Annotated in this window: 19 protein-coding genes, 3 rRNA genes and 2 riboswitches; of the genes, 1 reads left to right on the top strand and 21 read right to left on the bottom strand. The window is 41.5% G+C overall.

The features are described 5' to 3' along the window. Positions 1-53 precede the first annotated feature (53 nt). The 3 genes from LS41612_RS03170 to LS41612_RS03160 form a co-directional block, all read right to left on the bottom strand. The gene (locus tag LS41612_RS03170) at positions 54-374 is read right to left on the bottom strand and encodes a YerC/YecD family TrpR-related protein (RefSeq protein ID WP_004225717.1); all 321 of its coding nucleotides are present in this window, start codon (positions 372-374) and stop codon (positions 54-56) included. Positions 375-390: 16 nt separating this feature from the next. Further along, entirely contained in the window at positions 391-1,443 is a 1,053-nt protein-coding gene (locus LS41612_RS03165; protein ID WP_024364468.1) for a DUF3048 domain-containing protein, read from the bottom strand. An 86-nt stretch (positions 1,444-1,529) separates the two neighbouring features. Then, positions 1,530-3,251 (bottom strand): adenine deaminase C-terminal domain-containing protein, encoded by a 1,722-nt coding sequence (locus tag LS41612_RS03160; RefSeq protein WP_024364467.1) that lies wholly within the window; start codon positions 3,249-3,251, stop codon positions 1,530-1,532. Between the two features lie 311 nt (positions 3,252-3,562). Between LS41612_RS03160 and LS41612_RS03155 the strand changes: the two genes are divergently transcribed. Then, entirely contained in the window at positions 3,563-4,021 is a 459-nt protein-coding gene (locus LS41612_RS03155; protein WP_024364466.1) for a YgaP-like transmembrane domain, read from the top strand. A gap of 84 nt (positions 4,022-4,105) precedes the next feature. Here LS41612_RS03155 and purD read toward each other — a convergent pair whose 3' ends face one another. The 18 genes from purD to LS41612_RS23840 all read right to left on the bottom strand — a co-directional run bounded on the left by purD (position 4,106) and on the right by LS41612_RS23840 (position 25,714). Continuing rightward, positions 4,106-5,362, bottom strand: a complete 1,257-nt coding sequence (gene purD, locus LS41612_RS03150; protein WP_024364465.1) for a phosphoribosylamine--glycine ligase — start codon at positions 5,360-5,362, stop codon at positions 4,106-4,108. A 193-nt stretch (positions 5,363-5,555) separates the two neighbouring features. Next, positions 5,556-7,082 (bottom strand): bifunctional phosphoribosylaminoimidazolecarboxamide formyltransferase/IMP cyclohydrolase, encoded by a 1,527-nt coding sequence (gene purH, locus LS41612_RS03145; RefSeq protein WP_024364464.1) that lies wholly within the window; start codon positions 7,080-7,082, stop codon positions 5,556-5,558. Between the two features lie 187 nt (positions 7,083-7,269). Continuing rightward, positions 7,270-7,839 (bottom strand): phosphoribosylglycinamide formyltransferase, encoded by a 570-nt coding sequence (gene purN / locus LS41612_RS03140; protein ID WP_024364463.1) that lies wholly within the window; start codon positions 7,837-7,839, stop codon positions 7,270-7,272. Beyond that, positions 7,839-8,894 carry a phosphoribosylformylglycinamidine cyclo-ligase gene (gene purM / locus LS41612_RS03135; protein WP_024364462.1) on the bottom strand — a complete coding sequence of 352 codons (1,056 nt, stop codon included), beginning with the start codon at positions 8,892-8,894 and terminating at the stop codon, positions 7,839-7,841. Before purM ends, purN begins: the two co-directional genes overlap by 1 nt. Before the next feature lie 188 nt (positions 8,895-9,082). Further along, positions 9,083-10,507 (bottom strand): amidophosphoribosyltransferase, encoded by a 1,425-nt coding sequence (gene purF / locus LS41612_RS03130; protein WP_024364461.1) that lies wholly within the window; start codon positions 10,505-10,507, stop codon positions 9,083-9,085. Further along, entirely contained in the window at positions 10,483-12,717 is a 2,235-nt protein-coding gene (purL, locus tag LS41612_RS03125; RefSeq protein WP_024364460.1) for a phosphoribosylformylglycinamidine synthase subunit PurL, read from the bottom strand. Before purL ends, purF begins: the two co-directional genes overlap by 25 nt. After that, on the bottom strand, positions 12,704-13,387 hold the full coding sequence (purQ, locus tag LS41612_RS03120; RefSeq protein WP_024364459.1) for a phosphoribosylformylglycinamidine synthase subunit PurQ: 684 nt from the start codon (positions 13,385-13,387) through the stop codon (positions 12,704-12,706). Before purQ ends, purL begins: the two co-directional genes overlap by 14 nt. 2 nt (positions 13,388-13,389) lie before the next feature. Continuing rightward, complete coding sequence (gene purS, locus LS41612_RS03115; RefSeq protein WP_024364458.1) at positions 13,390-13,638, bottom strand: phosphoribosylformylglycinamidine synthase subunit PurS; 249 nt, start codon at positions 13,636-13,638, stop codon at positions 13,390-13,392. Positions 13,639-13,640: 2 nt separating this feature from the next. Next, positions 13,641-14,351: a phosphoribosylaminoimidazolesuccinocarboxamide synthase gene (gene purC / locus LS41612_RS03110; RefSeq protein WP_024364457.1), complete on the bottom strand. Its 711-nt coding sequence runs from the start codon at positions 14,349-14,351 to the stop codon at positions 13,641-13,643. A gap of 128 nt (positions 14,352-14,479) precedes the next feature. Then, entirely contained in the window at positions 14,480-15,775 is a 1,296-nt protein-coding gene (gene purB / locus LS41612_RS03105; protein WP_024364456.1) for an adenylosuccinate lyase, read from the bottom strand. Between the two features lie 13 nt (positions 15,776-15,788). Further along, positions 15,789-16,913 (bottom strand): 5-(carboxyamino)imidazole ribonucleotide synthase, encoded by a 1,125-nt coding sequence (gene purK / locus LS41612_RS03100; protein ID WP_024364455.1) that lies wholly within the window; start codon positions 16,911-16,913, stop codon positions 15,789-15,791. Beyond that, positions 16,910-17,398, bottom strand: a complete 489-nt coding sequence (gene purE, locus LS41612_RS03095; RefSeq protein WP_024364454.1) for a 5-(carboxyamino)imidazole ribonucleotide mutase — start codon at positions 17,396-17,398, stop codon at positions 16,910-16,912. Before purE ends, purK begins: the two co-directional genes overlap by 4 nt. A 212-nt stretch (positions 17,399-17,610) precedes the next feature. Then, a riboswitch (purine riboswitch) is annotated at positions 17,611-17,709 on the bottom strand. Positions 17,710-17,801: 92 nt separating this feature from the next. Continuing rightward, positions 17,802-17,996 (bottom strand): NETI motif-containing protein, encoded by a 195-nt coding sequence (locus LS41612_RS03090; protein WP_024364453.1) that lies wholly within the window; start codon positions 17,994-17,996, stop codon positions 17,802-17,804. A gap of 223 nt (positions 17,997-18,219) precedes the next feature. Continuing rightward, positions 18,220-18,335: ribosomal RNA gene (rrf, locus tag LS41612_RS03085) — 5S ribosomal RNA — on the bottom strand. A gap of 186 nt (positions 18,336-18,521) precedes the next feature. After that, positions 18,522-21,449 (bottom strand): 23S ribosomal RNA (locus LS41612_RS03080). 306 nt (positions 21,450-21,755) lie between these two features. Then, positions 21,756-23,307, bottom strand: a 16S ribosomal RNA gene (locus tag LS41612_RS03075). Together the 16S, 23S and 5S rRNA genes form the textbook arrangement of a ribosomal RNA operon. 410 nt (positions 23,308-23,717) lie before the next feature. Then, on the bottom strand, positions 23,718-25,022 hold the full coding sequence (locus LS41612_RS03070; protein WP_024363995.1) for an NCS2 family permease: 1,305 nt from the start codon (positions 25,020-25,022) through the stop codon (positions 23,718-23,720). A 130-nt stretch (positions 25,023-25,152) separates the two neighbouring features. Further along, positions 25,153-25,254: riboswitch (purine riboswitch) on the bottom strand. A 157-nt stretch (positions 25,255-25,411) separates the two neighbouring features. Then, positions 25,412-25,714 carry a CPBP family intramembrane glutamic endopeptidase gene (locus tag LS41612_RS23840; RefSeq protein ID WP_371830860.1) on the bottom strand — a complete coding sequence of 101 codons (303 nt, stop codon included), beginning with the start codon at positions 25,712-25,714 and terminating at the stop codon, positions 25,412-25,414. Positions 25,715-25,904: the final 190 nt, after the last annotated feature.

The raw sequence follows: 25,904 nt of genomic DNA, 5'->3' as shown, positions 1-25,904 counted from the left end.
TCTACAAAAAAATATAAAAGACTGAGCAGAAACTCTACCCAGCCTCTTACCTACTATTCTTTTGGTGCTTGAAACGGCTTTTCATCTGGATACAAACGACCTAACATTTCATCATATGTATCGTTACCATAATCAAAGCAGCGACGTACACGAGAAATTGTTGCGGTACTTGCCCCTGTCTCCTTTTTAATGGATTCATAGGTTTTCTTTAAACGTAATAAATGTGCTACCTCAAAGCGTTGTGCTAGTGATTGAATTTCACTAATCGTACATAAATCATCAAAAAATTTATAGCATTCTTCAATGTCCTTCAGTTCTAGTACTGCTTTAAATAACTGATCTGTTTGATGCCCTCGAATTTTTTCGATTTGCATACAGTTTTCCTCCCTCTTAAGGCTGCGTTTTCACCATTGCTTGTAACCCTGGTGAAGCTGGTACGAAATGAACCCATGACTTTCCTGGAACTAGCTTTACAAGGTCACCAGATTCTTCGACAGCCATTGGTAATCCATCGATATTAGCCCATTTTACTTCTCTTAAATAACCATTTTGCAATACATACGCATTTCCACCAGAGGTTAAATCAATATCTTGACGACCCACATTATCAATTGTTTGGTGATTCATTTCAAAAAATAACACATTTGCAAATGTTAATGCTTCGCCTGTCAACATATCTTTCGTTTCCACGCCTGCCGATTGTCGTCCATAACGATTCGTTTGATGATCGTACACATACGTATTGTGGAAATAATTACTATTCCCATAGTTAATGTCAACTTGACTTGTTTCAACGCCTATTTTACCACGTTCATCGGGTTCATAAAAAGCCTGATGCACTTTTTCACTGTAATTCATTGAAGCGCCTACTTTTTCAGCACCTTTTAATATATTTTCAGAGGTAATATAAGAGTTATGTGGAGCTACGCGATCATTCGAGCGTTTAAACAGTGTACCATCGTAATTCATACCATTTATATTATCCACAACATTATTACTAAGCATCGCTTTTGCCTCTGGGCTGTAGCCATGTGCGACATAAAATGCCCCAAGACCTTTTGCCATATCTACAAAATATGAACGTGCACTTCGTACTGGGCCAATGTTTTCTGGTAAATCACTTTGATAGACTGCTAGTAAACGCGTAACGTCTCCTTCAGCTAGCATTTCATAAATAATATCTGCGGATGCCAAACCTGATTGAGGGCGTGCGGCAGGATGATTATTAATGGTCACTATAATTGGACGCTGTGTTACTTCTTCTTCAACACTCTCTCCTGTTAACGGTGCCACAAATGTCTCTTGCTTTGCAGGCTCTTCAATAGCTGGCTTGTCATCTACTTTCGTTGCTTCCTCATCTGATTCAGATGCATCTTTTGAACATCCACCGATGAACAAGGCGCTTAATGCTAAGCCAACTAGTAGTTTTTTTGATTTTAACACTTGCATTACTCTCCTTTAGTCAATGCCGCTCTGATGTAATGTCTATTTGCTGGTGCTCTGGCGCTATATAAATTGTACTACTTTAACTACCGCATTACTGCTGGTAATAATAATTTATTCTTCAGGACATCAAAAATCCCTTTTGGTGTTATTCGTATATACGGCAAATGTGTAGATTGTAAAAATAGCAAAGTATAAATGGCATCTCCTAAACGATAGCCACGTTCTGCCAATGCTTGTTTTAAATCAAGCTCCTTCACTGTCAGTTCCTCCATATTCCCTTGATACAGAATACCACCGATAGTTAACGGAACAGATGCTACGACCTCTCCCTTTTCTACAAGCACAATGCCTCCACGCATTGCCTTCATCTCTTCAAATGCCTTTTGCATATCGTCTTTATTTTTGCCGATAAGCAAAATATCCCCAGTATTTGAATAGGAGGAGGCAAAACCTTGAACGTTTGTGGCAAAACCTTTAATCATCGTATTAACATGCCAGTTACCACTTCGATTAATCAGCATTAAATAACTTTCATCATGGTTTGCAAGCTGCCCTTCTCGTGTAATCAATGAATTATAAGGTTTCGTTATAACGTCATTTACTAATTCAATTCCAAATGGCATTGAAAATTGGAAATCATGAGAGGTTAGCGAAAAGTCCAAATCAAAAGAAGGAATTGCTGAATAATCTATGTCAGCAAAACGATGCACCCGTTCTCCATCACGCTTTAACCAAACACCTTTTGATAGTACACTTTCCGGTATTGGATGATATTCATCTTGTAGAATATTTAGTGAGGCAAAGCGTCCCGTCGCAATAAAACCATGTAAGTTCGACATATTGTAATAACGCGCAACATTATAGGATGCCATTTGGTAAGCATCGATTGGTGAAACCCCTGCATCTAATGCGACTTGAATACATTTATCCATCACACCATCCTGATGGAATGATGGTGTTGAGCCATCCGTTGTCATCATTAGATGATCGAATATCGGTAGTTGTTTTTCTACGATTCCTTTCAATAGATTTGGTAAATCTGGACGAATTGAAGAATGACGAAGCGTTACGGCAAATCCTTGCATAATACGACGTTCTACTTCTTCCACCGTCATGGCTTCGTGGTCTCCATCTGCACCAAGTAATTTCATCCGCGCTAAAGTGCGCTCTGATGCACCTGGAAAATGACCTTCAATCTTTTTACCATATCCTTTCGCCATTTGCATGCGATAAAGCATTAAATCATCACCATGCAGTAAACGAGGCCAGCCCGTTAGCTCTCCACCTAACAATACATCGTCACGTTCTAACCATTCTAAAATCGAAGTGTTTGAAAAAATTTCTTCCTCTTGCTCCATTTCTGTTTGTGAATCAAAGCGCGTCCACCAATAAAACGAAAACGGTAATTTCTTTAAGTCATCTAATATTGAAAACGCTTTCTTGTTTTCTAAAGATAAGACGAAGCTTAAATTATCCGATATAAAAGCTGTAGTCCCAAGTTGCCCACAAAAATCAGCAAAGGATTGAGGATGATACAACTGGAACGGATGAACATGTGGTTCAATGTAGCCAGGTACAATCGTTTTATCCGAACAATCCACTATTTCTGTTCCATCTATTACTGGAGGCATTTTTTCTCCCGCATACACGATACGGTCTCCTGCAATCCAAATATTCCCTATCACCCATTGTTTCAGCATGCTATGTAAATAACGTGCATTTTTTAAGACAATATTAGGCGATTTTTTGCCATCTATAACAGCTAAATGCTGACGCAATTCCGTAATTTTCCATACTGGATCCATGTAAATCGCTCCTTCCTAATTTGCGTAAAATTTCATTGTGTAATTCCTATTTGAATTCACATACTACTACTGCATAAACGCTTTTGCATTCATTGTGCATATGGATGTATTGGCGTTCGCATTTTGAATAGGACTCACAAGTTGACGCCTTTCAAAAACCGAGCCATGTACATCTTCATTTCAGATTATCTGCAACATGAAGCAAAATAATGCTTTATGCAATCATCTTGTTTCAATCGTAACACAGCACTTTCATAAAGCAAAGTGCACCCCGCTTTATTTTTTCCACTATGACTAAAGGAGGAAATGATATGATGCAACAAGCAAATCTTAGTGATAAAAATGCCTTTTGCCGTTTTGCCCTTGGCACAAGTATGACGGCATTTGGTATCGCTAAAGTTTCAAGAAATCCTAACTGTTTGAAAAGTCGACTGATGATCGCATTAGGGGCAATGAAAATGGCTGAGGGTATTTTTAAATATTGTCCTGCAAAGGCAATGTTAAACTCAAATGTGGAAACTGCCATGAACACCTCTATGCAAAGTATGTTCAGTGGGCAAAATTCTATGTCTTCTGAACAAAATCCAATGTCCTCTGAACAGATTGGTAAGCTAATGAAGGATTTCTCCTCTGCGATTACTGGTAATTCGTCAGATATAACTGCAAGTGCTTCTAATTCAAGTGCTTCTAACTCATCTGACACCAGCACTTCAAACCAACATTCCTCGGACAGTAAAAATTCTACAACAAAAGCACAAAATCCTTCTTAGTCAAAGAAGCCGTCTCAATACAAATTTGAGACGGCTCCTTACTTTTTAGAGAAATGAAAAGTCTATGAAAAATATTCGTAAATGTTATTTAAATGTACGCCAGCCAATATCTTTGCGATAGAAGAAGTTGTTCCATTCAACTGTGGCAATGCCAGCATAAACTTTTTCTTGTGCTTCTTGTAAGGTAGATGCTTTTGCCGCGACAAGTAAAACACGCCCACCATTCCCTACATATTTTCCATCTACAAACTTCGTACCTGCATGGTAGACTGCATGTGAAGCTGAAAGTGTTTCTAAGTTCGGTAACGCATTTCCTTTCTCCACATCACCAGGATATCCTTCAGCAGCAATAACAACGCCTAACATCGCTTCATTTGACCATTGCAAATCAAATGGTTTTTCCTCCATTAATGCGTTCATAAAGGCACCGAAATCGGATTGCATGCGTGGAAGGACGACCTGCGTTTCTGGATCACCAAAGCGCGCATTGAATTCGATTACTTTAGGACCCGTTTTTGTTAAAATTAGACCCGCATACAAAATACCCGTAAATGATACCCCATCTGCTTCCATTCCTTTAACAGTCGGCTCAACTACTGTTCGATAGGCGACATCCACTACATCCTGCGATATTTGTGGGACAGGAGAATATGCACCCATGCCACCTGTGTTTGGTCCTTTATCGCCGTCATAAGCCCGTTTATGGTCTTGTGCAATCACCATTGGATAAATTTGTCCTTTATGTACAAAAGACATAAAGGAGAATTCTTCACCATCAAGGAATTCTTCAATCACTACACGAGATGAAGACTCACCAAAACGCTGATTCCCGATCATATCCTGTACGGCATCAATCGCTTCTTCTTCTGTCATAGCTACTACTACACCTTTACCAGCCGCTAAGCCATCTGCCTTAATAACAATTGGTGCACCTTGGGCTTTAATATAGTCAATCGCTTTTTCTGATTCTGTAAATGTTGCATGTGCAGCGGTAGGAATATGATATTTATTCATAATATCTTTGGCATATGATTTACTGCTTTCAATTTGCGCTGCTGCCTTCGTTGGACCAAATACGCGTAAACCACGTTGCGTAAAGAAATCGACAATCCCTTCTGCAAGTGGTTGCTCTGGACCAACAAATGTTAAATCTACTTCGTTTTCTTTAGCAAATTGTGCAAGTCCTGCAAAATCCATTGTGTCAATCGCAACAACTTCAACATCTTCTCGCATCCCATCATTACCTGGCGCTACGAATACTTTTTTTACGGACGGAGAAATGCTAAATTGTTTGGCAATTGCATGCTCACGACCGCCACTTCCTATAACTAATACGTTCATAATTAGTGTATCCTCCTCTTTAAGAGTAAGAGCTGTCTAATAAGCTGCTCTAAGTAAATCCTTCGAACCTCATGTGAGTTAGAGCATTTATATGCTTTTATAGAAAAAATAGTATACTAGAAACGCTCCCAGTATACTATTTTCCTTATTAGGACAAACCCTTTATTATTTGTATATTTTTATATAGCGATGATTAATGCTTGAAGTGACGTACGCCTGTAAACACCATTGCAATGCCGTACTCATTTGCTTTATCAATCGAATCTTGGTCTTTAATAGAGCCACCTGGTTGAATAATGGCTGTAATTCCTGCCGCATGAGCTGCTTCTACTGTATCACTCATAGGGAAGAATGCGTCAGATGCTAAAGCAGCACCTTTTGCTTTATCACCAGCTTGTTCGAAAGCGATTTTCGCAGCACCTACACGGTTCATTTGACCAGCGCCAACACCTAATGTCATTTGAGAATCTGTTACAACGATTGCATTTGATTTCACATGTTTAACTACAGCCCAGCCAAGTTGTAATGCTTCCCATTCTTTGTCAGTAGGCTCTCTATCTGTCACTACTTTAATGTCTGCATCACCAAAGCCATAGCTGTCTGGCTCTTGTACAAGTAAGCCACCTTCAACAGATACAACGTTAAATTGATCTTTTTTAGCTTGCTCAAATGGAATTGTTAATAAGCGAATATTTTTCTTTTGTGTAAGAATATCTAATGCTTCTTGCGTGAAAGATGGCGCAATAATAATCTCTAAGAAAATATGGCTTAACTTTTCTGCCGTTGCCGCATCTACTTCCATGTTCAATGCAATAATTCCACCGAAAATAGATGTAGGATCGGCTGCATATGCTTTGTCAAAAGCTTCTTCTAGCGTTACACCTGTACCAACACCACATGGATTCATATGCTTCACAGCAACTGCTGCAGGCATTTCAAATTCTTTCACGATTTGAAGTGCAGCATTACCATCTTGAATGTTATTGTATGATAATTCTTTTCCGTGTAATTGCGTAGCATAAGCTAATGAGAAATCCGAACCAAGACGTTTTTGATAAAACGCGGCTTTTTGATGAGGATTTTCACCATAACGTAAGTTTTGCTTTAATTCATAAGTAAGCGTTAGGCTTTCAGGGAACGCTTCCTCTGTTAAGTGATTTGAAATATAAGAATCATACGCTGCTGTGTGACGGAAAACCTTTGCTGCTAGCTTACGACGTGTTTCAATCGTTGTAGCACCAGTTGCTTTCAATTCTTCTAATACAGTTGCATAGTCATTGCTATCTACAATGACTGTTACATATTGATGATTTTTAGCTGCTGAACGTAGCATTGTTGGACCACCAATATCGATATTTTCGATGGCATCATCCCATGTTACATTAGGCTTTGAAATTGTTTCAACAAACGGATAAAGATTAACACAAACAATTTCAATTGGTTCAATTCCATGCTCATTCATTTGCGCTTGATGAGAAGCATCATCGAATTTCCCTAATAGTCCACCGTGGATCATTGGATTTAAAGTTTTTACACGCCCATCTAAAATTTCTGGGAATTTTGTTACTTCATCCACTGCTGTTACTGCGACATTATTGTCCTGTAACATTTTTTTTGTACCACCAGTTGATAAAATTTCATAACCTAATGCCACTAATTCTTTGGCAAATTCTAAAATACCATCTTTATTGGAAACACTGATTAATGCACGTTTTGTCACAACGAAATCCTCCTAATTTGTCTCGTGTAAAGCCACGAATTATCTATCCATCTTGATTTAGCGGCGTTAGGTGCTTATTGAACGACTCGTTCTACTTGAGCGGAGTTCATCATGATTTGAGCGAATCTTACAGGAACAATTAGCGTTTCCTGTTACAATGAGCCAAACCTAACTACCTACCAATCCATTACTTTAATAATTGTTGTAATGCTTTTGTATATAACACATGCTCTTGCTGATGAATGGCCATTTCAGTTGCCTCACGATCACCTTCGATAACAGCAACTGCAGCTTGTGCAATAATAGGCCCTGTATCCATGCCTTCATCTACAAAATGCACCGTAACACCCGTCACTTTCACACCATGTGCAATTGCTTGTCCAATCGCATCTTTGCCTGGGAAGGATGGTAACAGTGAAGGGTGGATATTCACAATACGCTGTGGATATGCCGCCAATAATACTTCGCTAATTAGACGCATATACCCTGCAAGTACAATCCACTGCACACCACATTCACGTAAGGCTTCAATAATCGCCGTTTCGTAGTCTGCTTTCGATGCAAATTCTTTTGGATTTAAAGCTAGGACGGGGATACCAAATTTTTCAGCACGCGTCACAACAAATGCAGCAGGCTTATCTGTCACAACAAGCTCCACTTTAGCATGTAGTTCGCCACGTTCAATCGCTTCTTGAATCGCTTGGAAATTACTGCCGCTCCCTGAAGCAAAGACGGCAATTTTTACTGGTGCAATCATTACACTAAGCTCCCATCATGTGAGCCGTTAAATACAACGCCCTCGCCTTTCACAACGCGACCGATTTTGTATGCTTTTTCACCATTCGCTTCTGCTGTAGCAATAACTTTATCTGCTTCTGCTGCTGGTACAGCCAATACGAAACCAATGCCCATATTGAAGACATTATATAAATCTTTATCTTCAAGCTGACCTTTTTCTTTTAAAAATTCGAAAATACGAAGAACCGGCCAAGAACCTAGGTCAATTTCTGTTGCTAAGCCTTCTGGCATCATACGTGGTAAGTTCTCATAGAAACCGCCACCCGTTACATGTGCACAACCATGCACATCAGCCGCTTTTAATGTTGCAAGAACTGGTTTTGCATATAATTTAGTTGGGACTAACAGTGCTTCACCAATTGGGCCTAAGTCTTCGAAGCCTTCAACAACTGCATCCACTGCATAGCCGTTGTCAGCAAACACGATTTTACGCACTAATGAATAGCCGTTCGAATGGACGCCGCTTGACGCTAATCCAATAAGCACATCACCTTCAACAATTTTTTCACCTGTTACGATTGCTGATTTTTCACAAGCGCCTACAGCAAATCCTGCTAAATCATACTCATCTTCTTCATAAAGACCTGGCATTTCCGCAGTCTCACCACCGATTAAAGCAGCACCAGATTGCACACAGCCATCTGCAACACCTTTGACGATTTGTTCAATTTTCGCTGGTTCTGCTTTACCAAGTGCCACGTAATCTAAAAAGTAAAGTGGTTCTGCACCTTGCGCTACAATATCGTTTACACACATAGCAACACAGTCCACGCCAATTGTATCGTGCTTGTCTACCATGAAAGCTAATTTTAATTTTGTCCCAACACCATCTGTCCCTGAAATTAAAACAGGTTCTTTAAGATTTAGTTCTGACAAGTCAAACATACCACCAAAGCCTCCAAATGTACCCATCACACCTAGTCGATTCGTACGTTCAACGTGAGACTTCATTCGTTTAACAGCTTCGTAGCCCGCTTCAATATTTACACCTGCTTGTTCATATGCTTTTGACATGCAGAGATCCTCCTTTAAATTAATTCAGCACAAATCCCTAACTTTTACATATAGAGAATCGTACAAAATTATGTTCAACATCATGCTGGGAATATCAATCCTAACTCAATGTCATTTTCACCTTTAGAGGATACCCAACATCGTTTGAATGTGGGTACTCCAACAAGGCTTTATTGATTAACATACACTTAGCGTAACAGTTCTTTTTCGTGTGGTAAGATTGTATCTGGGAAAATTTCTGTTGGGTATTTGCTTGTAAAACATGCTAAGCAAAGACCTTTATTTTCATCCTCAAATGGACGTGCAATCGTTTCGACCATGCCTTCAACTGAAAGGAATGTTAGTGAATCAGCACCAATTGCGTCTCTTATTTCATCCACACTATGGCTCGAAGCAATCAACTCTTCATGTGTTGAAGTATCAATACCGTAATAACAAGGATCCGTCATTGGTGGAGAAGAAATCACAACATGCACCTCTGCTGCACCTGCATCCTTTAGCATTTTGACAATACGGCGTGATGTTGTACCACGAACAATTGAATCATCCACCATTACAACGCGTTTCCCTTTGACAACTTGCACAACAGGTGACAGCTTCATTTTTACACCACGTTCACGCAATTCTTGGGTCGGTTGAATAAATGTACGACCAACATAACGATTTTTTATTAACCCTAGCTCATATGGAATACCGCTTTCTTCAGCAAAGCCAATTGCTGCTGAAATACTTGAGTCAGGTACACCAGTTACGACATCCGCTTCAATATGTGCGCATTCACGTGCGAGTTGTTTCCCCATACGTTTACGTGCCATATGCACATTAATGCCATCAATATCGGAATCAGGACGTGCTAAGTATACATACTCCATCGCACACATTGCGCGATTTTCCATATCTGCAAAACGATCTGATTTTACACCTTCATCGTTTATTATTAATAATTCCCCTGGTTCCACAGAACGTATAAACTCTGCTCCTATTAAATCAAAAGCACAAGTTTCAGAAGCAACAACCCAACCGTCTCCTAGTTTTCCAAGAGATAGAGGACGTAGACCATGTGGATCACGTGCAACAAGCATTTCATCTTTGGTCATAATTAAGAATGAATACGCTCCCTTTAATAACGAAAGGGCATTTTTCACCTTTGCTCGGAATGGTGAATGCGAGCTTTTCTTAATAAGATGCGCTAACACTTCTGTATCTGAGCTAGAGTGGAAAATACTACCTTGACGCTCTAAATACTGTTTTAAGTGTGTCGCATTGACTAAGTTACCGTTATGAGCAATTGAAAGGCTACCTGTTGATGAATGAAATAGTAATGGCTGTACATTTTCGATTCCGCCACCGCCAGCAGTCGTATAACGAACATGGGCAATTGCCGCTTTTCCGTCCACTGCTTTTAATTTCTCTTCGTTGAAAACATCATTTACTAATCCTTCGCCTTTCACCGCGCGCAGGTGTAGACCGTCAGAAACGACGATACCAGCACCTTCTTGTCCACGGTGTTGAAGAGCATGAAGCCCGTAATAACTAAGGTGTGCTGGATTTGGGTTACCCCAAATACCAAACACCCCACATTCTTCGTTTAAGCCTCTGAGTTCAGCAAGCATGGGATTGCTCCTTTCCAACTAGAACGGAATTCCTCCACTGTACCTTCTACAAGCACACCGTTGTCACCGTTGATTTTAACAAGCGCATCGTTTGTTACGACACCGATTTTTTGTGCATCTTTTACAGTTTCTACAAATGCAGTTGCATTTTCTTCTTTGACTGTTACAACGAAACGGAATTGTGTTTCACTGAATAAAGCCGTTGTTGCAGAGCCTGTTAGTGTTACATCAATGCCTAAACCTTGTGCACCAAATGTCGTTTCTGCAAGTGCTACAGCAAGACCACCCTCTGCTACGTCATGTGCAGATTGTACAAGTCCAGCTTTAATTGCTTTCAACAATGCTTGTTGACGAGCTGCTTCTACTTCTAGGTTAATAGCAGGTGCTTTTCCTGAGATGACACCGTTATTTAATAATTTTTGAAGTTCTGAACCACCAAATTCAGTATTCGTTTCACCGATAACAAATACTACATCGCCAGCTGCTTTCACATCTTGCGTTGTTACATGTGCTAAGTCTTCGATTAGACCTACCATACCGATTGTTGGTGTTGGATAAACGGCTTCACCGGAACGTTCATTGTATAAAGAAACGTTACCACCGATTACTGGTGCATTGAGTGCAGTACATGCTGCTGAAATACCATCGGCAGATTTTTCAATTTGCCAGAAAATTTCTGGCTTCTCTGGATTACCAAAGTTTAAGCAGTCTGTAATAGCAAGTGGTGTACCACCCGTTGCGACAATATTACGCGCTGCTTCTGCTACTGCAATCGCGCCGCCCACTTCAGGATCAAGGTAAATGTAGCGAGAGTTACAGTCTGTAGTCATCGCAAGACCTTTATTTGTGCCACGTACACGGATAACTGCAGCATCTGAACCAGGTGCTACAACTGTTGATGTACGAACTTGATAATCGTATTGATCGTAAACCCATTCTTTTGAAGCAATCGTAGGTGCTTGTAACAATGCGTTTAACGTTTCTTTATAATCTGTTACAACTGGTTCTGCATTGTCCATTGCTTGGAACTGTGCGTAGTATGCAGGCTCAGCAGATGGCTTATGATAAACTGGCGCATCTTCTGCTAATGCATCTGCTGGTACATTCGCCACAACTTCACCTTTGTGCAGTAAACGCAACATTTTATCATCTGTTACAACACCAATTGCTACTGCATCTAAATCATATTTATCGAAAATCGCTTTAATTTCATCTTCGCGACCTTTTTTCACAACTAATAACATACGTTCTTGAGATTCAGATAACATCATCTCATATGCAGTCATACCTGTTTCACGTTGTGGTACTAAATCTAGGTTCATTTCTACACCAGATCCAGCTTTAGAAGCCATCTCTGCTGAAGATGAAGTAAGACCCGCAGCACCCATATCTTGAATACCAACTAGCGCATCAGATTTTACAACTTCTAAACAAGCTTCAAGTAGTAGTTTTTCCATAAATGGGTCCCCTACTTGCACAGCTGGACGTTGATTTTCTGATTCCTCTGTTAATTCTTCAGAGGCAAACGTCGCTCCATGGATACCATCACGACCTGTTTTTGCTCCTACGTACATCACTGTATTTCCTACACCCGCAGCAATACCACGTTGAATATCCTTGTGATCAATTAGCCCAACACACATTGCATTTACTAATGGATTACCTTCGTAGCAAGGGTCGAATTGAATTTCGCCACCAACAGTTGGAATCCCGATACAGTTACCATAGCCAGCAATACCAGCAACTACTTCTTCGAATAAATATTTACCACGTGCTGATTTTAACTCTCCGAAGCGTAATGAGTTTAGCATCGCAATTGGACGTGCACCCATTGAGAATACATCGCGAATAATACCGCCAACACCTGTTGCTGCACCTTGATACGGCTCGATTGCCGAAGGGTGGTTATGTGATTCCATTTTAAATACAACGGCTTGCTCATCACCAATATCTACAATCCCTGCACCTTCACCAGGACCTTGTAATACTTGTGGCCCTTTTGTTGGGAATTTACGTAATACTGGTTTTGAATTTTTATATGAGCAGTGTTCAGACCACATTACTGAGAAAAGACCTGTCTCTGTCCAGTTTGGTAGGCGACCTAGAATACCTTCTACCATTGCAAATTCTTCGTCTGACATCCCCATTCCAGCGTATAGCTTTTCATCTTTAATTTGCTGTGCTGTTGGCTCAAACTTAGTTGTTGACATGATTTTCCCTCCACTGCTTCACAATTGATTTGAATACTGCTAGACCATCGGCTCCGCCCACAAGTGCATCGACAGCTCGTTCTGGGTGAGGCATCATTCCTAATACATTTCCGCGCTCGTTAATAATCCCTGCGATATCTTCTAAAGAACCGTTTGGATTTTCTCCTGAGTATGTGAACACAATTTGATTGTTATCTTTTAGTTTTTGTAATGTTTCCTCGTCACAATAATAGTTACCTTCACCGTGTGCGATTGGAATATTGATTACTTGACCTTGCTCATATTGATTTGTGAATAATGTATTGTTGTTTTCAACTTTAAGCTGTATTGTACGACACATGAATTTTAGGTTTTTATTACGTAGTAAAGCACCTGGTAATAAGCCTACTTCTGTTAGAATTTGGAACCCGTTACAAACACCCAAGACTGGCTTACCCGCATCTGCTGCTTTTTTTACTTCTGCCATAATATTGGATTGGTTTGCCATAGCGCCACAACGTAAATAGTCACCATAAGAGAAGCCGCCTGGTACTAGAATACCGTCAAAGCCACTTAAATCTGTTTCTGCGTGCCATACATATTCTACTTCTTCACCTAGTTCGTCTTTAATCGCATGATACATATCGATGTCACAGTTTGACCCAGGGAATACGAGTACTGCGAATTTCATGATTAGTTAGCCTCCTCGACTTCGTAACGGTAGTCCTCAATTACTACATTTGTTAAAACTTTTTCACACATTTCTTTTACTAGAGTATCAATATCGCGCGCAGAATCTCCGACAGTTAGTTCAAGATATTTACCGATACGTAAATCTTCTACTTCACCGTAGCCCATTTTCGCTAAAGAACCTTGTACTGCTGAACCTTGTGGATCTAGAATACTCTCACGTAATGTTACGTAAATTTTAACTTTTTTCATTGTTATTTGCCTCCGAGTCTAGAAAGAATAATAGTGTATACTTCAGTTAAATTACCAAGGTCTCGACGAAAGACATCTTTGTCCAACTTTTGCTTTGTTTTTGTATCCCAAAGTCTGCATGTATCTGGTGAGATTTCATCTGCCAATAATACATCTCCGTTCGTATCACGGCCAAATTCAAGTTTAAAGTCAATTAGCGTGACATCCACATCAGCAAAAATTGGTTGGAGTACTTTGTTCACAGCTAATGCACCGTCATACATCGCTGTTACTTCTTCTGGTGTTGCAAGGTCAAGTACATCAATATGCTCCGTTGTGATAAATGGATCGCCTAATGCATCATCCTTGTAATAGAATTCTACGATTGAGCGTTTTAATGGTGTGCCTTCTTCTAAACCAAGGCGTTTTGCTAAGCTACCTGCAGCTATGTTACGAACAACAACTTCAATTGGAATGATTTCAACCTTTTTCACTAGTTGTTCTGTAGCAGACAATTGTTTTACGAAATGTGACGCAATTCCGTTAGCTTTTAATTTTTCGAAAATTAATGAAGTAATGCGATTATTTAAAACGCCTTTCCCGTCAATTTCCTCTTTTTTCTCACCGTTAAATGCTGTTGCACTATCCTTATATTCAACTAAAAGTATTGTAGGATCTTCTGTTGCATATAATTTTTTTGCTTTACCTTCATACAAAAGTTGGTCTTTCGTCATTTCGTCATTCCCCCAGATTATTATGAAATACGCCTCGACGTATTGATGTTATGGATTTTGAATCTTGAAGTATGATTCAAAACCCGTAACATCCGTCGTGGCACTAACTGTCTATCGATTCAATACTGTTAGTTAAGTCCAAGACGTTCAAAAATCATATCTACATGCTGTAAGTGGTAGTTGTAATCAAAGCAATGATCTAACTCTTCCTTCGTTAAATAAGAAGTGATTTTTTCACTTGCATCAACTAACGTACGGAATTGCACTTGCTCGTCCCACGCCTGCATCGCTAATGGTTGAACTGTATCATACGCTTCCTCACGTACTAACCCTTTATCGATTAGTGCTAATAAAATTCTTTGTGAGTAAATCAGTCCAAATGTACGACCCATATTACGTTTCATGTTTTCAGGGAATACTGTTAAATTTTTCACGATGTTACCGAAGCGATTTAACATATAGTTCAGTGTAATCGTTGCATCCGGTAAAATAACTCGTTCCGCAGATGAATGTGAAATATCACGCTCATGCCATAATGCTACGTTTTCGTAAGCTGTTACCATGTAACCACGCATTAAACGTGACATACCAACCATGTTTTCAGAGCCGATTGGATTGCGTTTATGCGGCATAGCAGATGAACCTTTTTGTCCTTTTGCAAAGGCTTCCTCTACTTCTCGAGTTTCTGATTTTTGCAATCCACGAATTTCAGTTGCGAATTTTTCAATTGATGTTGCAATTAATGCAAGAGCGCCTAAATATTGTGCATGGCGGTCACGCTGTAATGTTTGTGTAGAAATAGGTGATGCTGCGAGCCCTAATTTGTCACATACGTATTGTTCAACGCGTGGATCGATATTTGCATATGTGCCAACTGCACCAGACATTTTACCTGTTTCAATCACTTGAGCAGCTGCTTCAAAGCGTTCTAAGTTACGTTTCATTTCTTCATACCATAAGCCTAATTTTAAACCGAACGTTGTTGGTTCAGCATGTACACCATGTGTACGACCCATCATAACTGTATGTTTATGCTCTTTCGCTTTTGCTGCAATAATATCAATAAAATTCACAATATCTTTTCGTAAAATATCATTCGCTTGTTTAATCAAATAAGAAAGGGCTGTGTCAACCACGTCTGTTGAAGTTAAACCGTAGTGCACCCATTTACGCTCTTCGCCAAGTGTTTCAGATACAGCACGTGTAAATGCCACTACGTCATGACGCGTTTCTTTCTCAATTTCTAAAATACGATTTACATCAAATGAAGCATTTTCACGAATTTTAGCTACATCTTCTTTTGGAATATCGCCAATCTCCGCCCAAGCTTCACATGCTAAAATTTCAACCTCTAACCAAGCTTGGTATTTATTTTGTTCTGTCCAAATTGCGCCCATCTCGGGTCTTGTGTAACGTTCAATCATTGCGTATCTCCTTCTATTCTGACCAAATGCCAGAACTTTCGATTTGTTGTAATGTTGCTTCTAAATCTTTTGTCATAATCGTTACGTGGCCCATCTTACGGTTCACCTTAGCTTCAGCTTTCCCATAAAGATGCAATGACCATTCAGGATATTTTGCAATTGAGTTACTAAGTGGCATAACATGCTGCCCTAATACATTCACCATTATTGATGGTGCCCAAAGTTGCGGTTTGCGCAATGGCCAACCACAAATAGCACGGATATGCTGATGGAATTGTGATATATTACATGCCTCTATTGAATAGTGACCAGAATTATGTGGTCTCGGTGCTAGTTCATTAATAATAATTTCGCCGTTTTCTAAAACGAACATTTCTACCGCCAGCGTCCCTACTAAATTTAAGTAATCAGCTATTTTTATAGCCTCTTGCTCAGCAGACTGTGCTGTCATCTTTTCGATACGAGCAGGTACAATTGTTTCGTGTAAAATATGATGAACATGAATATTTTCACCAACAGGCTGACAATATAATTCTCCGTCACCGTTTCGCTGTACAATAACTGATACTTCTTTCACAAAAGGTACAAACCCTTCAGCAATACATTGTGAATGAGCGAAAAGCCCTTCTGCTAATGGTAAATCCGCTGCTGAATTTAGAAGCTGCTGCCCTTTGCCATCATAGCCACCTCTTGCAGTTTTTACGATACACGGATAACTGATCTTGTCAATACTCGCGACCAATTCCTCGTATGTATTAGCTACTATATAAGGAGCTACTGGACAGCCAGCTTTCACAATTGCTTCCTTCTCAGTCACGCGGTTTTGTGTAATGCGTACTAATTCAGCTCCTTGTGGTACGTAAGCCATTTGAGTTAATCGTTTTAAACCATCGTAATCGATATTTTCAAACTCATACGTAATAACGTCACTGACTTCTGCAAGTTCCTCTAATGCAGCTTCATCATCATAAGGTGCCACAATTCGGATATCTGCAACCTGTCCACATGGTGAATCCATTGTCGGCTCAAGAACAGCTATTTTAAATCCTGCTTCCTTTGCAGCAAGTGCCATCATACGGCCAAGCTGTCCTCCTCCGATAATACCTATCGTTTGTCCTGGATAAATAATTTTCGTCACACTAAGTCACCTGTGCTTTCCAATACTTGTTGCTTCGTCGCCTCGCGTCTAGCATCTAGTTTATTAGCAAGCTCTATGTCTGTTGTCGACAAAATTTGCGCTGCAAGCAAGCCTGCATTTGTTGCACCTGCTTTTCCGATTGCGACAGTTGCTACAGGTACACCACCTGGCATTTGTACAATTGATAACAGTGAATCAAGACCATTAAGTGCACGAGATTGTACTGGCACGCCAATAACAGGTAATGTTGTTTTAGCTGCTACCATACCTGGTAAATGTGCTGCACCTCCAGCACCTGCAATAATCACTTGAATACCTCGCCCACGTGCTGCTTCAGCGTACTCAAACATTAAATCAGGCGTACGATGTGCTGATACTACTTTTTTCTCGTACGGTACTTGTAATTCATCTAAAATATCACACGCATGTTTCATAGTTTCCCAGTCACTTGAACTACCCATAATGACACCGATTTTCGGATTCATGAATTGTCGCTCCTTTTAAACGATAGAAAAATGATCGATTATTGTGCAAGCCTCTATTATTCAATAGTCACTGCATTTCTTTACTTTTTGAACAAAGAAAATCCTCAAATAAGCTACTCTCTACCATACACGTGAAAGCAGCTTACTTGAGGACTTATTATGAAAAGAATATGCAGATTTAGACATCTGTACACACACCTTCCCGTAACATGCCAAAAGTTGCTTTCCCGCATAGTCCAGCATTTACGGTGCCGGGTAGAGACACTAGAGCCAATTCTCTAGCATATATGAGGGATTTAATTGTTTTCCTTATCACATTTTAACAAGTGAAAACACTATCGTCAATGCAAAAATGCGAACATTTTATTTTCACCACTAAATATCGTTCGGTTTTAAGTCATATTTAGTCAGAATCTTGACATAACATCGCTTTAAATTGTATTTTTTGACGTAAATACGTTGGTTCGCCATTTACTAGATGAAAAATAGGCTCTTCCTTCCGTCCCATCGCCATATATCCATCTTGACGCATTCTCTCTAAACATTGTTCGATTGTTTCATTTTCTTCTACTTCATACCAAATTTGCTTTTTGCCCAAACTGTTCTTCCTTCCAATCCATGTCATGATTATTCTTCCTTACTTGTAATCCATTATACCCGATATGGCACTTCAAGAATGCACGAAATTGTAACAATTCATAATCATAGTAGCGTTTTATATCCCTATTTCAAGCTTCTCAATCGTATATCCTGTACCTTCACACAAAACATTATGCAAAAAACAAAAAAAGCCAAGGAATATATCCTTGGCTTTTAAACTTGCCTAGCGACGTCCTACTCTCACAGGGGGAAGCCCCCAACTACCATCGGCGCTAAAGAGCTTAACTTCCGTGTTCGGTATGGGAACGGGTGTGACCTCTTTGCCATCATCACTAGACTATTTACGGCTTTCAATATACATCGTATTTCTTTGTCAGCTTCATTCGTTCAGTCAGTCACGTACAGACGTACGCTCCTTCCTTCTCTCAATCGCTTCCGCGAACTACTCGTATCTTGAAACCCTTTTATGAAAGGTTGTTCTTTCAAAACTGGATAAACGGTGCATTGAATGTTTCAAACTTTTTTGGTTAAGTCCTCGATCGATTAGTATTCGTCAGCTCCATGTGTCACCACACTTCCACCTCGAACCTATCTACCTCATCGTCTTTGAGGGATCTTACTTACTTGCGTAATGGGAAATCTCATCTTGAGGGGGGCTTCATGCTTAGATGCTTTCAGCACTTATCCCGTCCACACATAGCTACCCAGCGATGCCTTTGGCAAGACAACTGGTACACCAGCGGTGTGTCCATCCCGGTCCTCTCGTACTAAGGACAGCTCCTCTCAAATTTCCTACGCCCACGACGGATAGGGACCGAACTGTCTCACGACGTTCTGAACCCAGCTCGCGTACCGCTTTAATGGGCGAACAGCCCAACCCTTGGGACCGACTACAGCCCCAGGATGCGATGAGCCGACATCGAGGTGCCAAACCTCCCCGTCGATGTGGACTCTTGGGGGAGATAAGCCTGTTATCCCCGGGGTAGCTTTTATCCGTTGAGCGATGGCCCTTCCATGCGGAACCACCGGATCACTAAGCCCGTCTTTCGACCCTGCTCGACTTGTAGGTCTCGCAGTCAAGCTCCCTTGTGCCTTTACACTCTACGAATGATTTCCAACCATTCTGAGGGAACCTTTGGGCGCCTCCGTTACCTTTTAGGAGGCGACCGCCCCAGTCAAACTGTCCGCCTGACACTGTCTCCTGCCCCGCTAAGGGGCATGGGTTAGAATTTCAATACAACCAGGGTAGTATCCCACCGACGCCTCCTTCGAAGCTGGCGCTCCGAGATCTCTGGCTCCTACCTATCCTGTACAAGTTGTACCAAAATTCAATATCAGGCTACAGTAAAGCTCCACGGGGTCTTTCCGTCCTGTCGCGGGTAACCTGCATCTTCACAGGTACTATAATTTCACCGAGTCTCTCGTTGAGACAGTGCCCAGATCGTTACGCCTTTCGTGCGGGTCGGAACTTACCCGACAAGGAATTTCGCTACCTTAGGACCGTTATAGTTACGGCCGCCGTTTACTGGGGCTTCAATTCGCAGCTTCGCTTGCGCTAACCACTCCTCTTAACCTTCCAGCACCGGGCAGGCGTCAGCCCCTATACGTCACCTTACGGTTTTGCAGAGACCTGTGTTTTTGCTAAACAGTCGCCTGGGCCTATTCACTGCGGCTCTCATGCGCTTGCACGCTCAAGAGCACCCCTTCTCCCGAAGTTACGGGGTCATTTTGCCGAGTTCCTTAACGAGAGTTCTCTCGCACACCTTAGGATTCTCTCCTCGACTACCTGTGTCGGTTTGCGGTACGGGCACCTCTCACCTCGATAGAGGCTTTTCTTGGCAGTGTGAAATCAGGAACTTCGTCCATACGGACTCGCCATCACAGCTCAACGTTACAGTGTGCGGATTTGCCTACACACACGCCTTACTGCTTGGACGCGCACAACCAACGGCGCGCTTACCCTATCCTACTGCGTCCCCCCATTTCTCAAACGGTGAGGAGGTGGTACAGGAATATCAACCTGTTGTCCATCGCCTACGCCTATCGGCCTCGGCTTAGGTCCCGACTAACCCTGAGCGGACGAGCCTTCCTCAGGAAACCTTAGTCATACGGTGGACGGGATTCTCACCCGTCTTTCGCTACTCATACCGGCATTCTCACTTCTAAGCGCTCCACCAGTCCTTCCGGTCTGACTTCAACGCACTTAGAACGCTCTCCTACCACTGACATCGTAGATGTCAATCCACAGCTTCGGTGAATCGTTTAGCCCCGATACATTTTCGGCGCAGCGTCACTCGACCAGTGAGCTATTACGCACTCTTTAAATGATGGCTGCTTCTAAGCCAACATCCTGGTTGTCTGTGCAACGCCACATCCTTTTCCACTTAACGATTACTTTGGGACCTTAGCTGGTGGTCTGGGCTGTTTCCCTTTTGACTACGGATCTTATCACTCGCAGTCTGACTCCCGTGTATAAATATCTGGCATTCGGAGTTTGTCTGAATTCGGTAAACCGGGATGGCCCCCTAGTCCAAACAGTGCTCTACCTCCAGTATTCTCATCACGAGGCTAGCCCTAAAGCTATTTCGGAGAGAACCAGCTATCTCCAAGTTCGATTGGAATTTCTCCGCTACCCACACCTCATCCCCGCACTTTTCAACGTGCGTGGGTTCGGGCCTCCAGTAAGTGTTACCTCACCTTCACCCTGGACATGGGTAGATCACCTGGTTTCGGGTCTACGACCACGTACTAATTCGCCCTATTCAGACTCGCTTTCGCTGCGGCTCCGCCTTCTAAAGCTTAACCTCGCACGTAATCGTAACTCGCCGGTTCATTCTACAAAAGGCACGCTATCACCCATTAACGGGCTCTAACTACTTGTAGGCACACGGTTTCAGGATCTCTTTCACTCCCCTTCCGGGGTGCTTTTCACCTTTCCCTCACGGTACTGGTTCACTATCGGTCACTAGGTAGTATTTAGCCTTGGGAGATGGTCCTCCCGGATTCCGACGGAATTTCACGTGTTCCGCCGTACTCAGGATCCACTCTGGAGGGAACGAACTTTCGACTACAGGGCTTTTACCTGCTCTGGCGGACCTTTCCAAGTCGCTTCATCTAACTCATTCTTTTGTAACTCCGTATAGAGTGTCCTACAACCCCAAGAGGCAAGCCTCTTGGTTTGGGCTCTTCCCGTTTCGCTCGCCGCTACTCAGGGAATCGATTTTTCTTTCTCTTCCTCCAGGTACTTAGATGTTTCAGTTCCCTGGGTCTGCCTTCAAGACGCTATGTATTCACGTCAAGATACTACGCGATTAAACGTAGTGGGTTCCCCCATTCGGAAATCTCCGGATCAAAGCTCACTTACAGCTCCCCGAAGCATATCGGTGTTAGTGCCGTCCTTCTTCGGCTCCTAGTGCCAAGGCATTCGCCGTGCGCCCTTAATAACTTAACCTATCGGCTTCCAATCCACTGCGCATTTCGTTGTCAGCTTCTCTCGTTCAATCAGTCACGTACGTAAGTACGCTCCTTCATTCACTCGTTCGCTTCCTAGAACTGCTTGTGTCTTGAAACCCTATTTAGTTATTAAGCCTAAAAAACTTAATTAAAAAATAAATGTGTTTGTTACAATTTCAATGTCGTTTTATCCAGTTTTCAAAGAACAAGTTTTGAAGTATTTCATCGTAATGATGAACCTTCAAAACTGAACGCAAAACGTAATCTTACAAACCCAAGGTTTGTATTCCGAAAATATCCTTAGAAAGGAGGTGATCCAGCCGCACCTTCCGATACGGCTACCTTGTTACGACTTCACCCCAATCATCTATCCCACCTTCGGCGGCTGGCTCCAAAAGGTTACCTCACCGACTTCGGGTGTTACAAACTCTCGTGGTGTGACGGGCGGTGTGTACAAGGCCCGGGAACGTATTCACCGCGGCATGCTGATCCGCGATTACTAGCGATTCCGGCTTCATGTAGGCGAGTTGCAGCCTACAATCCGAACTGAGAACGACTTTATCGGATTAGCTCCCTCTCGCGAGTTGGCAACCGTTTGTATCGTCCATTGTAGCACGTGTGTAGCCCAGGTCATAAGGGGCATGATGATTTGACGTCATCCCCACCTTCCTCCGGTTTGTCACCGGCAGTCACCTTAGAGTGCCCAACTAAATGATGGCAACTAAGATCAAGGGTTGCGCTCGTTGCGGGACTTAACCCAACATCTCACGACACGAGCTGACGACAACCATGCACCACCTGTCACCGTTGTCCCCGAAGGGAAAACCATATCTCTACAGTGGTCAACGGGATGTCAAGACCTGGTAAGGTTCTTCGCGTTGCTTCGAATTAAACCACATGCTCCACCGCTTGTGCGGGCCCCCGTCAATTCCTTTGAGTTTCAGTCTTGCGACCGTACTCCCCAGGCGGAGTGCTTAATGCGTTAGCTGCAGCACTAAGGGGCGGAAACCCCCTAACACTTAGCACTCATCGTTTACGGCGTGGACTACCAGGGTATCTAATCCTGTTTGCTCCCCACGCTTTCGCGCCTCAGTGTCAGTTACAGACCAGATAGTCGCCTTCGCCACTGGTGTTCCTCCAAATCTCTACGCATTTCACCGCTACACTTGGAATTCCACTATCCTCTTCTGCACTCAAGTCTCCCAGTTTCCAATGACCCTCCACGGTTGAGCCGTGGGCTTTCACATCAGACTTAAGAAACCACCTGCGCGCGCTTTACGCCCAATAATTCCGGACAACGCTTGCCACCTACGTATTACCGCGGCTGCTGGCACGTAGTTAGCCGTGGCTTTCTAATAAGGTACCGTCAAGGTACAGCCAGTTACTACTGTACTTGTTCTTCCCTTACAACAGAGTTTTACGAACCGAAATCCTTCTTCACTCACGCGGCGTTGCTCCATCAAGCTTTCGCCCATTGTGGAAGATTCCCTACTGCTGCCTCCCGTAGGAGTCTGGGCCGTGTCTCAGTCCCAGTGTGGCCGATCACCCTCTCAGGTCGGCTACGCATCGTTGCCTTGGTGAGCCGTTACCTCACCAACTAGCTAATGCGCCGCGGGCCCATCCTATAGCGACAGCCGAAACCGTCTTTCAGTATTGTCCCATGAGGGACAAAAGATTATTCGGTATTAGCCCCGGTTTCCCGGAGTTATCCCAAACTATAGGGTAGGTTGCCCACGTGTTACTCACCCGTCCGCCGCTAACGTCAAAGGAGCAAGCTCCTTCTCTGTTCGCTCGACTTGCATGTATTAGGCACGCCGCCAGCGTTCGTCCTGAGCCAGGATCAAACTCTCCATAAAAGAAATTTGATTAGCTCAAATTGTTTTGCTGGCATCAATTTTGATGTCCAAAATTTTGTTTCGTTCACTAACAAAGTTAGCTAGTAAAAACTATATTGATTACGTTTTGCTTGTTCAGTTTTCAAGGTTCATTTTGTTAGTTACTAGTAAGTAACTTTTTATAATTTAACATACATTCAATATGATGTCAACTATTATTTTCTTGCAGTGTGTTGTTCACATGTTTCGTAACAACGTGTTTAAATATAACATCTCGTAACATAGTTTGCAAGTGTTTAATTGAAATAAAACTATTCAGTCAATAATAACTAGTAGTTTCTTCTATAGTATATTATGTGTCAGGCACTCAAACAATTTCGAATAAAAAGCTCCTCTTCGTTTTCACAAAGAGGAGCTTTTTCGTCTTTACATTATCGAACCCAGATAAAGTATGCAAGGAAGACAAAGAACAATCCGTACATCATTGGGTGAATTTCTTTTTTACGACCTGCTAAAAGCATTGTTACAGGATAGAATACGAAACCAATTGCAATCCCTGTTGCAATTGAATAACCAAGCGGCATCATTAATACTGTGAAGAACGCTGGAACTGCAATTTCGAATTTATCCCATTCAATTAAACGCAATGATGAAACCATTAACACACCTACGATAACAAGTGCTGGTGCTGTTACCGCCGAAGTAACAACAGCAAGTAATGGCGAGAAGAATAGCGCGATTAAGAATAGCACTGCTGTAACAACTGCGGCAAAACCTGAACGAGCACCTGCTGCTACACCTGAAGTTGATTCTACATATGCAGTAGTTGTTGAAGTTCCGAATAAAGAACCAATTGTTGTAGCTAATGCATCCGCCATAAGCGCACGACTTGCGCGTGGTAATTTATCGTCTTTTACTAGGCCAGCTTGAGTAGCAACAGCCATTAATGTACCTGCTGTATCGAAAAAGTCAACGAATAAAAATGTTAGTACTACGACTAAAAATTTAACGTTTATTAAAGAATCAAAGTCATTAAAAATCGGTTTAAGTGCAACCATAAATGTTGAATCTACACTTGGAATTGCTGATACAACCGATACAGGTGGTGCAATGACACCTGTCATCATACCAACGACCGCTGTAATAACCATCCCTAAGAAAATACCGACGCTGCGGAATTTTAAAATAAGGATGACAGAAATAATAATACCGAACACTGCTAAAAGAGTTGAACCTGTAAATGCACCTAATGTTACTAAAGTTGCTGGACTATCTACAACGATACCCGCTCCTTGTAACCCTACGAATGTGATAAATAAACCAATACCAGCTGATACTGCATATTTAAGTTGTGCTGGAATTGCATTAATAACTGTTTCACGAATACCTGTAAGTGAAAGGATAATAAAAATAATCCCTGAGAAAAACACACCTGTTAACCCAGTTTGCCAAGGAATACCATATGCTCCTACTACAGTGAAAGCAAAGAATGCATTCAATCCCATACCTGGAGCTAATGAGATTGGGAATTTAGCGAAAATACCCATAATCAAAGAACCGACTGCTGCTGCTAATGCTGTTGCTACGAATACAGCACCTTTATCCATCCCTGCATTTTCCAGAATACCTGGGTTAACTGCTAAAATATAAGCCATGGCAAGGAATGTTGTAATACCACCAATTATTTCGCGGCGATAATTAGTACCTAATTCATCGAACATGAAATATTTTTTCATTTTTTAAAGATCCTCCGTATTGTCGTCTTCAATACCGAAAACAAAAAAGACACGCTGACTACTCTACTAGTCGCATGTCTACGATACATTTCAGCACTCATAATGTGTGAAATAAATTAGTTACTATACATTCGTATAAAACTAAAATCGTAGTCAAGTTATTTACGGTAACTTGGTAGAAACTCACGGGCCTTATCCCCGACATTATACGACGACTTATTTAATTTACAATCGTAATATATCATTTCGTTTTTTAGATTTCAACCCCATTTCCGAACATTTCTTATAAAAAAAATACGAAAGTTCGTATAAAATACGGAATTAATGTTCAGTTTTTGGAAAAAACATAGAAAAATAAAGAAAAAGAACTCTTTTTCTATGAGTTCTTTTTAAAGTGTAAAAAGCATCGCAATACAATTGTTAAAGATATGGAGGGTTATTGAATACACGATATTAAAATTCGATTTGTAATAAATGACGCCAAAGACGAGCCCAGAGTAAAAGTAAGGTATCACTTGAACAATTTCCGAAAAACTATGTACATGTAAAAGACCAAATAAGAAACTTGAAATTCCAATCGAGAAATAAACCCCTATCTTTGTCTTTAACTTTTTCAGAATGATTTCCCTAAATATTATCTCCTCATTCACCGGTCCTAGCAAAACGACTGGAAACAAAAAGACAAATAGCATTATACCTTGTGCTATCTGCAAAACATGATTGACGCTAGATTGATTTGACGAGTTAGCAAAAGAATCAACTAGCGGATCTATAAACATTACACCTAGATATAGTAACAACAATCCAACAATAAACAATTGAATAAATTTTAAAGGTTTGTTTCGAATATCTTTCAAACCAAGAATTACTAGGCTACGTAAT

Source organism: Lysinibacillus sphaericus, from assembly GCF_002982115.1.
GTDB lineage: Bacteria > Bacillota > Bacilli > Bacillales_A > Planococcaceae > Lysinibacillus > Lysinibacillus sphaericus.
The sequence above is the reverse complement of the archived record's forward strand: the minus strand, read 5'-3'. Positions and strand labels throughout refer to the sequence as shown.

Bases quoted from the DNA above. Each gene is read 5' to 3' on its own strand.
- LS41612_RS03170 (WP_004225717.1), bottom strand. From the start codon at position 374: ATGCAAATCGAAAAAATTCGAGGGCATCAAACAGATCAGTTATTTAAA.
- LS41612_RS03160 (WP_024364467.1), bottom strand. From the start codon at position 3,251: ATGGATCCAGTATGGAAAATTACGGAATTGCGTCAGCATTTAGCTGTT.
- LS41612_RS03155 (WP_024364466.1), top strand. From the start codon at position 3,563: ATGATGCAACAAGCAAATCTTAGTGATAAAAATGCCTTTTGCCGTTTT.
- purD (WP_024364465.1), bottom strand. From the start codon at position 5,362: ATGAACGTATTAGTTATAGGAAGTGGCGGTCGTGAGCATGCAATTGCC.
- purN (WP_024364463.1), bottom strand. From the start codon at position 7,839: ATGATTGCACCAGTAAAAATTGCCGTCTTTGCTTCAGGGAGCGGCAGT.
- purM (WP_024364462.1), bottom strand. From the start codon at position 8,894: ATGTCAAAAGCATATGAACAAGCAGGTGTAAATATTGAAGCGGGCTAC.
- purF (WP_024364461.1), bottom strand. From the start codon at position 10,507: ATGCTTGCTGAACTCAGAGGCTTAAACGAAGAATGTGGGGTGTTTGGT.
- purL (WP_024364460.1), bottom strand. From the start codon at position 12,717: ATGTCAACAACTAAGTTTGAGCCAACAGCACAGCAAATTAAAGATGAA.
- purQ (WP_024364459.1), bottom strand. From the start codon at position 13,387: ATGAAATTCGCAGTACTCGTATTCCCTGGGTCAAACTGTGACATCGAT.
- purS (WP_024364458.1), bottom strand. From the start codon at position 13,638: ATGAAAAAAGTTAAAATTTACGTAACATTACGTGAGAGTATTCTAGAT.
- purC (WP_024364457.1), bottom strand. From the start codon at position 14,351: ATGACGAAAGACCAACTTTTGTATGAAGGTAAAGCAAAAAAATTATAT.
- purB (WP_024364456.1), bottom strand. From the start codon at position 15,775: ATGATTGAACGTTACACAAGACCCGAGATGGGCGCAATTTGGACAGAA.
- purE (WP_024364454.1), bottom strand. From the start codon at position 17,398: ATGAATCCGAAAATCGGTGTCATTATGGGTAGTTCAAGTGACTGGGAA.
- LS41612_RS03070 (WP_024363995.1), bottom strand. From the start codon at position 25,022: ATGAAAAAATATTTCATGTTCGATGAATTAGGTACTAATTATCGCCGC.
- LS41612_RS23840 (WP_371830860.1), bottom strand. From the start codon at position 25,714: ATGCTATTTGTCTTTTTGTTTCCAGTCGTTTTGCTAGGACCGGTGAAT.